Genomic DNA, 12,665 nt, shown 5'->3' on the forward strand with positions numbered 1-12,665 from the left:
CCCTGGGGTCCTACTTCGCCGACCGCGACCCGCGCCGAACCTTCTCGGCGAGCGGACTGATGGCTTCGTCAGGAACGATCACGCGTCGGAGGCTTCCTTCTCGGCCGGGGCCTCGTACGAGGCGTCCTCGTCCACCGTTGCCAGGCTGACCTTGCCGCGCTCGTCGATATCGGCGCCGCCGCCCTGCAGTGGGGCCTGGTGAACCGGGTCGTCCCCCACGCCGAGGTCCTTGAGTCAGCCATCGCCCTTGCCGAAACCATCGCCGCCAACGCCCCGGTCGCGGTCGCCGCCAGCAAGCGCATCATTTATCACAAGGGACTGCTGCACGATTAGGTGACAGTTGCGGTGTCATGCCGCTGAGGCGGCTGTGTTGATGATGGTCTCGTATTCGATCGGGGTCAACCGGCTGAGGCGGACCCGACGGCGCCGGCGGTGGTAGGTCCGTTCGATCCACGTGACGATCGCCATCCGTAGTTCCTCGCGAGTCGCCCACCGTTGCCGGTCAAGGACGTTGCGCTGCAGCAGCGCGAAGAACGATTCCATCGCGGCGTTGTCACCGGCAGCTCCGACCCGCCCCATGGACCCGACCAGACCATGTCGATTCACCGCGGACACGAACTTACGGGACCGGAACTGAGAACCCCTGTCCGAGTGGATGATACAGCCCGACACATCGCCCTTTCGGCGGGTAACGGCGTTGTTGAGTGCGGTCACGGCGAGACGGGACTGCATGCGGGAGTCGATACTGTACCCAACGATCCGCCCCGAGCAGGCATCTTTGATCGCGCAGAGGTAGAGCTTGCCCTCGTCGGTCCAGTGCTCGGTGATATCGGTCAACCACAATTCGTTCGGTGTGTCGGCGGTGAAGTCGCGTTCGACCAGATCGTCATGCACCGGTGGGCCGGGCCTCTTCCCGCCCCGGCCTCGTTTCTTGCCGAACCTCGACCACCAGCCGTTCCCGTGGCAGATCCGCCACGCCGTCCGCGCACTCATGCTCTGGCCAGCAGCTTCGGCCTCATCAGCGAGGAACCGGTACCCGAACTCCGGGTCATCACGATGAGCGTTGAACAGCGCGTTCGCGCGCTCCGCTACGACCCGCTCGGCGGTGGTGACCGGGTCGGTCAGCCACCGGTAGTACGGCTGGCGGGAGAGCTTGAGCACCCGGCACGTCACCGCGACGGGAATCCCGTCCGCGGCGAGCTCTTTCACGAGCGGGTAGATCCTTTTCCCGGTAGGTTCGCCTGCGACAGATACGCCGCCGCCCGCCGCAACACCTCATTCTCCTGCTCCAACAGGCGGATTCGTTAGTTCGCTTCCCGCAGTTCCGCCGCCTGACCAGAAGTCATCCCGGGTTTGTTGCCGTCATCGATATCGGCGCGTCGCATCCACTTCTGCAAGGTCATCGGGTGTACCCCGAAGTCTTTAGCGATCTGCTCGATCGTCACACCGCTCTCGCGGTCGCGGGCAACCCGGACCACGTCATCACGGAACTCTTTCGGATAGGGCTTGGCCACGATAGTCATCCTTCCAGACCTGCCCTCCCGGGCAAGCCAGATCAGATGTCACCTATCGGTGCAGCAGACCCCAATCTCGCCCTGGGCTCCGACTGGGATCGGGAAGTCTGGGCATATAGCGACGCACAAACCCGAACGGTCATCAAGAGCGCGGATGCACAAGAAGGACCGCGGGCTTTCATCGAACGGCGAGCACCGAACTGGGTAGGCCGCTGACATGAGTGAGGCATCCATCGCCACCATCGCCGGACTCGGGCTGACCGAGGTTGGAAAGGTCTACGGGCGCAGCGCAAGCGATTTCGCTGCTGACGCGGCGCGTCGCGCCACCGCCGACGCCGGGATGCAGCTTGGCGACATCGACGGACTGTTGGTCACCCCCGGCACCCAGGGGCGCCCCAACCTGACGCTCCAGAAACTGCTTGGCCTGCGAGTGATCCGTCCCGGTGTTTCCGGAGGGCTCCTCTCAAGGGAGGATGAAACCTATGGCAGCAGGATCGAAGCGGTACTCGGCTGAGTTGAAGCGACAAAGGCGGTGCGCGACGGCGACAGCTTCGTGGTCAACGGTGCCAAGACCTACATCACCTCGGGAACGCGTGCCGACTACGTCACGACGGTCGTCCGTACCGGCGACTCCGGTCACGGCGGACTGTCGCTACTCGTGGTGGACACCGACACGCCCGGATTCTCGGTGACGAGTGCCCTGCCCAAGATGGGGTGCCTGTGCTCGGATACCGCCGAACTCTCCTACCAGGATGTGCGGGTTCCAGCAGCGAATCTTGTCGGCCCGGAAGGAACTGCCTTCACACAGCTGATGACTCGCCTCGACGGCGAGCGACTCCAACTCGCGGTTCAGGCATACGCCACGGCCCAGCGAGCCATCGATGTGACGATTCCGTGGGTTCGCCAGCGTTCGACCTTCGGCCGGCCCCTGGCAGCACGTCAGGTGATCCGCCACAAACTAGCCGAAATGACCCGTCAAACGGTCGCCGCGCGCACCTTCGTGCGCGACATCGCCGCACGCTTTGTCGACGGACAACGAGTGTCTGCGGAGGTGGCGATGGCCAAAAACACCGCCGTAGCCGCGTGCGACCACGTCGTCAACGAGGCCGTGCAGATCTTCGGTGGCATGGGATACATCCGTGAGACGGAGGTCGAGCGCCTCTATCGCGATGCCCGCATCCTTGGCATCGGCGGTGGATCGAACGAGATCATGAATGAGATCATCAGCAAATCACTGGGATTGAGCCAGTCGGGACAACGCGGCGCCGCACCAGAAGCGTGAGCCGACGAACCGGTCCACACCCCCTCGAGTTGGACGGGGCGCCGATCGCGGGTCAGGTGTTCGACCCGGACCGGTCGAACACCGCCATGATGATCCGATTCGGATCGGCCGGCCTACTCGGTCCACCCGGTCGCCCCACGGCCGACCGATATCGGTCAAGGATCGCCCGCACCGCTTCCGCGGCGCACCCGCCACGACGGCGTTGTTCACCGGCACCGGCATCGATCAGCCGCGCCCAATGGGCACCGAAGTGACCACGATCCCCTGAAACGACATGATCGTCGCAACCCCCCCATCTGAGGGGTGTTGCGACGATCATGTGAGCCTGCCCGAGGCCGCCGGGGTCCGCGGGCGAGCGTCGGCGATGCCGACGATCAGGCGTCGGCGGTCGCCTTCTCGGCGGGGGCCTCGGACTTGGCGTCCTCGTCCACCGGCACCAGGCTGATCTTGCCGCGCTCGTCGATATCGGCGATCTCTACACGCAGCTTCGATCCGACGTTCACGACGTCTTCGACCTTGTTGATGCGCTTGCCCTTACCGAGCTTGGAGATGTGCACCAGGCCGTCGCGACCCGGCAGCAGCGACACGAACGCACCGAATGCGGTGGTCTTGACGACGGTGCCGAGGAACCGCTCGCCCACCTTCGGCAGCTGCGGGTTGGCGATGGCGTTGACCTTATCGATCGCGGCCTGCGCCGACTCGCCGTCGGAGGCGCCGATGAACACGGTGCCGTCGTCCTCGATGGAGATGTTGGCGCCGGTGTCCTCGGTGATGCCGTTGATGGTCTTGCCCTTGGGGCCGATCAGCTCACCGATCTTGTCCATCGGGATCTTGATGGTGGTGATCCGCGGGGCGTACGGGCTCATCTCGTCGGGCTCGTCGATCGCCTCGGCCATCACGTCCAGGATCGTCAGACGCGCATCCTTGGCCTGGCTCAGCGCACCGGCCAGCACCTGGCTGGGGATGCCGTCGAGCTTGGTGTCGAGCTGCAGGGCGGTGACGAAGTCCTTGGTGCCGGCGACCTTGAAGTCCATGTCGCCGAAGGCATCTTCGGCGCCGAGGATGTCGGTCAGTGCGACATAACGGGTTTCGCCGTCAACGGTGTCGGACACCAGACCCATGGCGATGCCGGCAACCGGGGCGCGAAGCGGCACACCGGCATTCAACAGCGACATGGTGGAGGCGCACACCGACCCCATCGAGGTGGAACCGTTGGAGCCCAACGCCTCGGAGACCTGACGGATGGCGTACGGGAACTCCTCGACGCTCGGGATGACCGGCACCAGGGCACGTTCGGCGAGCGCACCGTGGCCGATCTCACGACGCTTGGGCGACCCGACGCGACCGGTCTCACCGGTCGAATACGGCGGGAAGTTGTAGTGGTGCATGTAGCGCTTGGAGGTTTCCGGCGTCAGCGAGTCGATCTGCTGGGCCATCTTCACCATGTCGAGGGTGGTGACGCCCAGAATCTGGGTCTCGCCACGCTCGAACAGCGCGCTGCCGTGGGCGCGCGGGATGACCGCGACCTCCGCCGACAGCGACCGGATGTCGGTGATGCCGCGGCCGTCGATGCGGAAGTGGTCGGTCAGGATGCGCTGACGCACCAGCTTTTTGGTGACCGAGCGGTAGGCCGCGCCGATCTCCTTCTCGCGTCCCTCGAACTGATCGCCGAGCTGGTCGAGGATCTGCGCCTTGAGTTCGTCGGTCTTCTCGTCGCGTTCCTTCTTGCCGGCGATGGTGAGGATCTGGCTCAGCTGCTCGCTCGCGGCGGCGGAGACGGCGTCGAAGACGTCGGTCTCATACGGCGGGAAGAGCGGGAACTCGGCGGTCGCCTTGGCGGCGGCGTCGGCGAGCGACTTCTGTGCCTCGCAGAGACGGGCGATGAACGGCTTGGCGGCCTCGAGGCCCTCGGCGACGATCGACTCGGTCGGCGCCTGGGCGCCACCGGCGATGAGGTCGATGACGTTCTCGGTGGCCTCGGCCTCGACCATCATGATCGCGACGTCGGCGGTGTCGCCGGACCCACCCACGATGCGCCCGGCGACGACCATGTCGAACACGGCACCCTCGAGCTGCTCCACGGTCGGGAAGGCGACCCACTGGCCGGCCTTGTTCTCCTCGGTGGGGATGAGCGCGACGCGCACACCGCCGACCGGGCCGGAGAACGGCAGTCCGGCGAGCTGGGTGGAGGCCGACGCGGCGTTGATAGCGACGACGTCGTAGAGGTCCTTCGGGTCGAGCGAGAGGATGGTGACGACCACCTGGATCTCGTTGCGCAGGCCGTCGACGAAGGACGGACGCAGCGGACGGTCGATCAGGCGGCAGGTGAGGATGGCGTCGGTGGACGGGCGGCCCTCGCGACGGAAGAACGAACCGGGGATACGCCCGGCGGCATACATCCGCTCCTCGACGTCGACGGTCAGCGGGAAGAAGTCGAAATGCTCCTTCGGGTGCTTGGACGCCGCAGTGGTCGACAGCAGCATGGTGTCGTCGTCGAGGTAGGCGGTCACCGAGCCGGCGGCCTGCAGCGCGAGGCGCCCGGTCTCGAATCGGATGGTGCGAGTACCGAAGCTGCCGTTGTCAATGACGGCAGTGGCCTCGGTGATGGCTTCGTCGTAGTCGTCGGCGAAGTCGTCGGTGGTGGTCACATCTGACATGTGGGGTGGTGATCCCTTCGTTGCGGCCGCGTCGTGCGGCCGTGGGGTGGCCGCGTCCGCGCGGCCTTCGTTATACGGCTGTGGGCCTGCCACGACGTGCACGCAGAACACCTGTCCTGTGAATCCCCGGATCGGGGTGCACGTGTGCATCAGCCCCGGAACTGCCGGGAAGAGAAATCGTCGGCGGGAGGCGATCGGCGCACTCGTTGCGCACCGCGTGTGCTCAGACGGCCTTCGATCGAAGCGGCCGGAAACTTCTGTCCTACGACCCATTCGTGCGGGTCACGTTCCGGCGGCCACTACCGAAAACCGATCTGGCTCGTCATCGCTTCCGTGCGTCAAATCTTCGTCACGGGCAACGTTCCGTTGGTCAGTTTATCACTGCCGATATGACGAACCGGCCACCTCCAGCGGAGATGACCGGTTCGCGGTGTCTGGTGTTCGCTCAGCGACGGTGTCGAAGGTCGCTCAGCGACAGTGCCGACAGGTCGCTCAGCGACGGTGTCGAAGGTCGCTCAGCGACGCAGGCCGAGACGCTCGATCAGCGAGCGGTAACGGTTGATGTCGACCTTGGCGACGTACTTGAGCAGGCGGCGACGACGGCCGACCAGCAGCAGCAGACCACGACGGCTGTGGTGATCATGCTTGTGGGTCTTGAGGTGCTCGGTGAGGTCGGTGATGCGCTTGGTCAGCAGCGCCACCTGGGCCTCGGGGGAACCGGTGTCGGTCTCGTGCAGGCCGTACTCGGTGAGGATGGTCTTCTTCTCGGCAGCAGTCAGCGCCATGGAATTACTCCTGTTTCTCAGTACCGCGTCAACTTCAGATCCTGCGAACCCGCCCACCCGGACGGTTCGTCGGCGGCGTGCCACCGCGGACTGCAGCAACGCCGAGAGACAAATTTACCAGCGGAGAAGTGGTGTACCCAAATCGGTGGTCAGGACCCGTTGCACCACGGCATGTGGCGTGGCTCGGAGTAGAGCCACCAAAAAAACTGCGACCGCAAGCACTCCGAGCACGACAGAAAGAACTCCGGAGACCCGGAGTCCGGTTGTCGACGTCAACTCAGTCGGTCTCGGCGCTGTCGGCTGCCAGCAGCACCCGCGTCTTGTCGACGTCGTCGGCGATGGCCTTGATCAGGCCGTCAATGCTGTCGAAGGGTTCCATCGGGCGGATGTGGCTGACGAAGTCGACGGCGACCTGCTGGCCGTAGAGGTCGGCGCTGGTGTCGAGGACGAAGGCCTCCACGGTGCGGGTACGCCCGGAGAATGTCGGATTGGTGCCCACCGACACGGCGGCCTGATACCGCTCCCCCGGCACCACCTGGCCGACGACGGGTCCGGCGCCGAGCACCGTGAACCACGCGGCGTACACGCCGTCGGCGGGGATGGCGGCATGCATCGGGGGTGCGACATTGGCTGTCGGATAACCCAATTCGCGACCCCGGCCGTCACCGCGGACGACGACCCCCTCGACCCGGTGCGGCCGGCCGAGCGCCTCGGCGGCCCGCTCGACGTCGCCGGCGGCCACACAGGAGCGGATGTAGGTCGACGAGTAGGTGACCGCATGCTCGCCGAACAGCGAGATCGCCTGCACCTCGAACCCGAACTTCGCACCGAGTTCGGCGAGTTTGGCGACATCACCGGCGGCCTTCTTGCCGAAGGTGAAGTTCGCGCCGACCACCACGTCGGCGGCGTGCAGTCGTTCCACCAGGATGTCGTGCGCGAAGTCCTTGGGTGTCCGCGACGCAAGTTCGGGTGTGAACGGCATGACACAGAACACGTCGATGCCCAGCTGCTCGGCGAGTTCGGCACGTCGGGTCAGCGTGGTCAGTTGCGGCGGGTGGTTGCCGGCGCGCACCACCTCGGCGGGGTGCGGATCGAACGTCATCAGCACCGCGGGCACACCCCGGTCGTGCGCGGCCCGCGTCGCGGCACCGATCAACTCGGCATGACCACGATGGACCCCGTCGAACACACCGATCGTCACCACGCAACGCCCCCAGTCCGCGGGCACATCGTCCAGACCTCGCCAACGCAACACGCCGACCAGACTACGACGCGACGGCGCACCAAACCAGCACCGCCTCCCCGGATGAACCCGGCGTGACGTAGTCGTTCGACACCGGTGAACCGGACATGGCGAGACCGGCGGCACACACGGTGCGGCGCGGGCGATCACTCCGTGATCCACACAGTGGGAGCGTCGGCTTCGCCGTTGGTGCGACGGCGTCCTAAGCTTGCCGATATGCCCACCAAAGGAGCGTCCACGCCGCGCCGAGGCACCGGCGCCGAACAGGCGGTGGCGGAGCTGTCGACGGTGACCCAGGACTATCTGAAGGTGATCTGGACCTCACAGGAATGGGCCGAGGTCAAGGTCACCACGAAGCTGCTCGCCGACAAGATGGGCGTGTCGGCGTCCACGGCATCGGAATCGATCCGCAAACTCGCCGATCAGGGCCTGGTGTCCCATGAGCGCTACGGCGCGGTGACGCTCACCGAATCCGGCCGCACCGCAGCCGTTCTCATGGTCCGACGGCATCGCCTGCTGGAAACCTTCCTGGTCCGCGAGCTCGGCTACAGCTGGGACGAGGTGCACGACGAGGCCGAGGTCCTCGAGCATGCGGTGTCCGACCGGCTGATGGCGCGACTCGACGCCAAGCTGGGCCATCCCAACCGCGACCCCCACGGTGATCCGATCCCGGCCGTCGACGGTTCGGTCCCGACCCCCGATGCCGATTCGCTTGCCGATCTCGACGTCGGCGCGTCGGGAACCGTGGCACGGATCTCCGACGACGACCCGGAGATGCTGCGCTACTTCGACGAGGTCGGCGTGGCGCTCGACTGCCGGGTGACGGTGACCGGCAAACGACCGTTCGCCGGGACGATCTCGATTTCCATCGACGACGGCGACGCCCTGGACATCGGGGACATCGCGGCCCGCGCGATCTTCCTCGTGCCGACGCCCTGACGACGGATCACCGAGCCGGACAATCCCTTTCGGACGGCGTCAGGAACCGTTGATCGCGTCGACGATGGCCGGGATCGACACGACGAACCAGGCCACGAGCGCAATGGCCACCGCACCGACCGCGATCACCACCAACCACGCCAGGGCGCGGACGATCGGTCCCCCGGGGCCCTGTCCGAGCAGGATTCTCACGAACTCGACGAACAGGTCGATGAGCCGTACCAGTGTCATCATCAGTGTGTCTCCGGGCGGTTTCAGGTCATTGTGACGTTGGCGAACGTCAGCACGGGTCAGCACACGATCGCTCCGAGGAAGGAGACGACCTTGTCGACCGGGTTGTCGATGTCGGCAAGATGCGCGGTGTGGGTCAAGGTCCACACCACGCCGATGATTCCGTAGGGGATGCCGATGAGGATGAGGGCTCCGAGGATCTCGGAGACCTTCATCTGGTGGTCGAGGATGCGGTTGATGGTCTTCATGTCACACCAGATCCCTTCCGGTGCGGATCCGATGTCGCAGGTCACCCATCCCCAGGTGGAAGGCCCAGAATCGAAGTGGTTGCGGCAGAAAACGATTGGTGAAGCCGACGAACAGGAAGAGATTGTCGAAGCGCCGCTGATCGATGGGTCGCCACTGCAGCCCCATCCGCTCGCGGAATACCGGCGCGAGTGAGCCGATCGTCAGGAACCGCAAGAGGCCGCGCAGGGGGTACCGCATCAGCGGGGTGACCATCTTGAGGTCGATCAACCGGTTGAGGAACTCTCGCTGCATCTCGTCGTAGGCGATCCGCTCACACGCCACGTTCCAGAAGTGTTCGAAGTCGGCGCGCGTGGCCGGCCACATGTCGTCGGGCACCTGCAGCGTGGTGCCGAGCGGGCGGGCACTCTGGTAGAACTCCTCGGCCTGCTCGGGGGTCATCTTTCCGAACAGCAGCTGGTGGGTGTCCTCGAAACCGATGAACAGACACGCCGCGACCCACATCTGCAGTTCCCGGTCGAAGACGTTGTACTTCACCGGTGAGGATTCGGTGCTGCACACGTGGCGGTGGGCCGAGTTCACCGCCTCCCGGTAGGCGGCGCGCTCCTCCTCGGTGCCGAGAATGGCCACGGCGAGGTACTGGGCGGTGGTGCGTAGGCGCTTCCACGGGTGCATCATCAGTGCCCCGGATTCGACGCGGGATTCCATCACGCCGTAGCCCACTTCCGGCCAACCCAGTTGCATCGCGACGTTCGCGGCCGCACCGGCAGCCGCCCACCCGTCGAGGGCTTCCTGAATCCGCTGCCCGGCGTGCTCCGCGCTGGTGGCACGCCGTGGGGTGGCGATGGAGATGCGGGTCTGTTCCGTGGTCAACCGCGCAATGGTGTTCTGCCAGTCCGTGAGGTACCGGCCGGTCGCCGGTCGCACGGATTCGGCGACGCCCGGCCGGACAACGGCCACCTCGGAGCCGTCGTTACCCGCGTCCTGACCTGCATCATCGCTGTTGGCGTCACCGCGTCGCCGGTGCCGACCCATCGACCTCGTCATCCTGCGCCCCCGATCTGGATACGTACGTGATCAGAATAGTCGACAGCGCACGACGACGTGACGCCGGTCATGAATGCCGAGGGGTCGGCGCACCTCACATGTGAACTGGCGTGTGCGGTGTCAGCGCAGCGTGGCCGGTCGCACCACCATCACCGAACTCGCCCGACGGCCCTTCTCCTCGATGAGCGCGATCGCCTGTCCGGACGGATCGACGGCGACGTAGATTCCGGTCAGGCCGATCGGCCGCAGCCACCGCCCCTGTGAGATGGATTCGGCCTCGTCGTCGTCGATGTCGCGCCGCGGGAACGACAACAGGGCCGCCTCGTCAATCGTCAGCGACAGTCGTGGGGTCTCGGCGAGATCGTCGAGCGTGCGGGAATGCTCGAGCGTGAACGGCCCCACCGCGGTGCGCCGCAGGGCGGTGAGATGTCCGCCCGCGCCCAGCGCCGCCCCGAGATCGCGTGCCAGCGAACGGATGTAGGTGCCGGCTGAACAGTCGACCTCGACGTCGAGGTCGAGGAACGCGCCTCCGGGGTAGGCCTCATCGGCCGCAACGTCGACGCGGCGGCGGTCACGAATCTCGAAGCGCGACACCACCACCGGACGCGCCTCGAGGTCGAAGTCGGCTCCGGTGCGCACCAGGGCGTGCGCACGTCGGCCGTCGACCTTGATGGCGCTGACCTTGGCCGGCACCTGTTGGATGTCGCCGGTGAGATCTGCGACGGCGGCATCGACAGCCTCGTCGGTGATCGCCTCGACCGCGCCGCGGGAGATGATTTGCCCCTCGCGGTCATCGGTGTCGGTGGCCGCGCCCAGCCGGATGGTGGCGGTGTAACTCTTGGTGGTCAACGACAACAGCCCGAGAAGCTTTGTCGCCCTCTCGATTCCGACCACGAGCACACCGGTCGCCATCGGGTCGAGGGTGCCCGCGTGACCGACCCGGCGGGTGTTGAAGATCTTGCGGCACCGAGCGACGACGTCGTGGCTGGTGATCCCGGCGGTCTTGTCGACGATGACCAGACCGGCGTTTTCGATCGATGCGTCGGCCATGTCAGACGTTCACGATCGTGGTGAGGATGAGGCCGTTGTCGACCGTCCAGCGTCCGTGCAGTTCGTCGAGCGGAGCTCCTCCGTCGACGGTGCGACCGTCGATCAGGATGCGCGACCGGAACGTTCCGGTCGGTGCACCGGCGGCGTCGTCGTCCCGGGCGAAGGTGATGTGCGCGTCCTCGAATCCCAGCCACCGCTCGGTGAGCGGGAACCACGCCTTGTAGGTGGCCTCCTTGGCGCAGAACAACAGTCGATCCCAGTGCAGGGTGTCCGGACGCCCGGCGAGAACCTCACGTTCCTCCGGCAGGCTGGTGTGGTCGAGCACGCCGTCGGGTAGCGCGTCGTGGGGTTCGGCGTCGATGCCGAGGGATCGAACCGCCATGCCGTAACCGACGATCGCCGCCCGGTATCCGTCGCAATGGGTGAGACTGCCGACAACATTCTTGGGCCACAACGGCATTCCGCGCTCGCCCCGCATGATCGCGACGGGCTCGATGCCGAGTTGGCCGAGCGCTTCGCGGGCACAGTGCCGCGCGGTGGTGAACTCGCGGCGACGTTTCTCCACCGCACGGTAGATCAGCGACTCCTCCCCCGGCAGCGGGGTGAGACCCGGTGGGTCACCGAAGGATTCGGCCGAGGCCACACCCGAGGGCAGCAGGCGTTCGATCACGTCTCGGGTCCTTCCGGCGTCGGCTGGGTCGGGGAGCTTTGCGCACGTCGGGCCGCCTGTCGTTCCCGGCGCTCGGCGCGTCGCCGTTGGAACTCCTCGGCCCGCCTCTCATAATCGGGCGGCAGTTCGAAGCGTGCGCCGTGCGGCGGCAGATCCTCTTCGCGGAGTCCCGGGTCGGGAGTGATCTGCCGCAGCAATGGTTCGGGCAGACCGCGCCGCTTCCATTCCCGCGGATAACCCACCGACACCTCTTCGAACCGCACGAAGTCGTAGAAGGTGGTGCGCGGGATGTGCAGGTGTCCGTACACGCAGCAGGCCGCGTTGAAGCGGGTGTGCCAGTCCGCGGTCTCGGTGCTGCCGCACCACAAGGCGAACTCCGGATACATCAGTGCGTCGGTCGGTTCACGCCGCAGCGGCCAATGATTGATCAGGATCGTCTGCTCGGCCGGGTCGAGCGCCTCGAGCCGGGCCCGGGTCGCCGCCACCCGCGCCCGCCCCCACGCGTCGCGGGTCGGGTAGGGCTCCGGCGACAACAGGAATTCGTCGGTGGCCACCACATTGCGTTCCCGCGCCAACGCCAGGGCCGCCAGTGCCGTCGAGGTTCCCTCGGGCCGGAAGGTGTAGTCGTAGAGCAGGAACATCGGCACCACCCGCACCGGCGCGGATCCGTCACCGGGATCGAACAGTGGGTAGATGTCCTCGGGCGTGACGACACCGAGGTCACGGCAGGCCTGCACGAGGTAGTCGTAGCGTGCCGCGCCGAAGATCTGCAGCGGATCCTTGGCGGTGGTGTAGAGCTCGTGATTGCCGGGCACCCAGACGACGGTGTGGAATCGGGCACGCAACCGTCGCAGGGTGTCGACGATGTCGTCGGTGCGTTCGGCCACGTCGCCGGCGACGATCAGCCAGTCCTGATCGGAGGTCGGACGGATCTGGTCGACGATGTGCTCGTTGCCGCGATGCGCAACGTGCAGATCGCTGATCGCCCAGAGAGTTGCCAC

The 12,665-nt window shown here is 66.2% G+C and carries 13 protein-coding genes and 2 pseudogenes; 4 read left to right on the forward strand and 11 right to left on the reverse strand.

Translation table 11 applies throughout. The annotated features are described in order from the left end of the window. Positions 1–78 precede the first annotated feature (78 nt). Positions 79–219 (reverse strand): hypothetical protein, encoded by a 141-nt coding sequence (locus ACWETB_RS04355; RefSeq protein ID WP_452209529.1) that lies wholly within the window; start codon positions 217–219, stop codon positions 79–81. Between ACWETB_RS04355 and ACWETB_RS04360 the strand changes: the two genes are divergently transcribed. Next, a complete protein-coding gene (locus ACWETB_RS04360; protein WP_452209531.1) occupies positions 199–333 on the forward strand; it encodes a hypothetical protein in 135 nt (44 codons plus the stop codon). The genes ACWETB_RS04355 and ACWETB_RS04360 overlap by 21 nt on opposite strands. Positions 334–348: 15 nt before the next feature. Here the strand turns inward: ACWETB_RS04360 and ACWETB_RS04365 are convergent. Beyond that, positions 349–1,514, reverse strand: a pseudogene (locus ACWETB_RS04365) (IS3 family transposase). Positions 1,515–1,731: 217 nt separating this feature from the next. Between ACWETB_RS04365 and ACWETB_RS04370 the strand changes: the two are divergent. Both ACWETB_RS04370 and ACWETB_RS04375 read left to right on the forward strand, forming a co-directional pair. Next, complete coding sequence (locus tag ACWETB_RS04370; protein ID WP_449744715.1) at positions 1,732–2,028, forward strand: hypothetical protein; 297 nt, start codon at positions 1,732–1,734, stop codon at positions 2,026–2,028. A 9-nt stretch (positions 2,029–2,037) separates the two neighbouring features. Then, positions 2,038–2,796, forward strand: a pseudogene (locus tag ACWETB_RS04375) (acyl-CoA dehydrogenase family protein); the annotation flags it as partial. A 374-nt stretch (positions 2,797–3,170) separates the two neighbouring features. Here ACWETB_RS04375 and ACWETB_RS04380 read toward each other — a convergent pair. The 3 genes from ACWETB_RS04380 to ACWETB_RS04390 all read right to left on the reverse strand — a co-directional run bounded on the left by ACWETB_RS04380 (position 3,171) and on the right by ACWETB_RS04390 (position 7,493). Further along, a complete protein-coding gene (locus ACWETB_RS04380) occupies positions 3,171–5,453 on the reverse strand; it encodes a polyribonucleotide nucleotidyltransferase (RefSeq protein ID WP_348808129.1) in 2,283 nt (760 codons plus the stop codon). Positions 5,454–5,968: 515 nt separating this feature from the next. After that, positions 5,969–6,238 (reverse strand): 30S ribosomal protein S15, encoded by a 270-nt coding sequence (gene rpsO / locus ACWETB_RS04385; RefSeq protein WP_348803490.1) that lies wholly within the window; start codon positions 6,236–6,238, stop codon positions 5,969–5,971. A 277-nt stretch (positions 6,239–6,515) separates the two neighbouring features. After that, entirely contained in the window at positions 6,516–7,493 is a 978-nt protein-coding gene (locus ACWETB_RS04390) for a bifunctional riboflavin kinase/FAD synthetase (RefSeq protein WP_449744714.1), read from the reverse strand. Between the two features lie 204 nt (positions 7,494–7,697). On the opposite strand from ACWETB_RS04390, the gene ACWETB_RS04395 reads away from it, so the two are divergent. Beyond that, complete coding sequence (locus ACWETB_RS04395; RefSeq protein ID WP_449744713.1) at positions 7,698–8,420, forward strand: metal-dependent transcriptional regulator; 723 nt, start codon at positions 7,698–7,700, stop codon at positions 8,418–8,420. Positions 8,421–8,459: 39 nt separating this feature from the next. Here ACWETB_RS04395 and ACWETB_RS04400 read toward each other — a convergent pair whose 3' ends face one another. The 6 genes from ACWETB_RS04400 to ACWETB_RS04425 all read right to left on the reverse strand — a co-directional run bounded on the left by ACWETB_RS04400 (position 8,460) and on the right by ACWETB_RS04425 (position 12,665). Next, positions 8,460–8,654 carry a hypothetical protein gene (locus ACWETB_RS04400; RefSeq protein ID WP_452209535.1) on the reverse strand — a complete coding sequence of 65 codons (195 nt, stop codon included), beginning with the start codon at positions 8,652–8,654 and terminating at the stop codon, positions 8,460–8,462. Positions 8,655–8,710: 56 nt separating this feature from the next. After that, positions 8,711–8,899: a hypothetical protein gene (locus ACWETB_RS04405; RefSeq protein WP_452209537.1), complete on the reverse strand. Its 189-nt coding sequence runs from the start codon at positions 8,897–8,899 to the stop codon at positions 8,711–8,713. 1 nt (position 8,900) lies between these two features. Continuing rightward, the gene (locus ACWETB_RS04410) at positions 8,901–9,932 is read right to left on the reverse strand and encodes an oxygenase MpaB family protein (RefSeq protein WP_452209539.1); all 1,032 of its coding nucleotides are present in this window, start codon (positions 9,930–9,932) and stop codon (positions 8,901–8,903) included. A gap of 132 nt (positions 9,933–10,064) precedes the next feature. Next, positions 10,065–10,994, reverse strand: coding sequence for a tRNA pseudouridine(55) synthase TruB (gene truB, locus ACWETB_RS04415; protein WP_452209541.1), 930 nt, complete (start codon positions 10,992–10,994; stop codon positions 10,065–10,067). A 1-nt stretch (position 10,995) separates the two neighbouring features. Next, positions 10,996–11,664, reverse strand: a complete 669-nt coding sequence (locus ACWETB_RS04420; protein WP_452209543.1) for a 4'-phosphopantetheinyl transferase family protein — start codon at positions 11,662–11,664, stop codon at positions 10,996–10,998. Beyond that, on the reverse strand, positions 11,661–12,665 hold the full coding sequence (locus ACWETB_RS04425; RefSeq protein ID WP_452209545.1) for a metallophosphoesterase: 1,005 nt from the start codon (positions 12,663–12,665) through the stop codon (positions 11,661–11,663). Before ACWETB_RS04425 ends, ACWETB_RS04420 begins: the two co-directional genes overlap by 4 nt.

The sequence above is a fragment of the Gordonia sp. NPDC003950 genome (genome assembly GCF_053605205.1).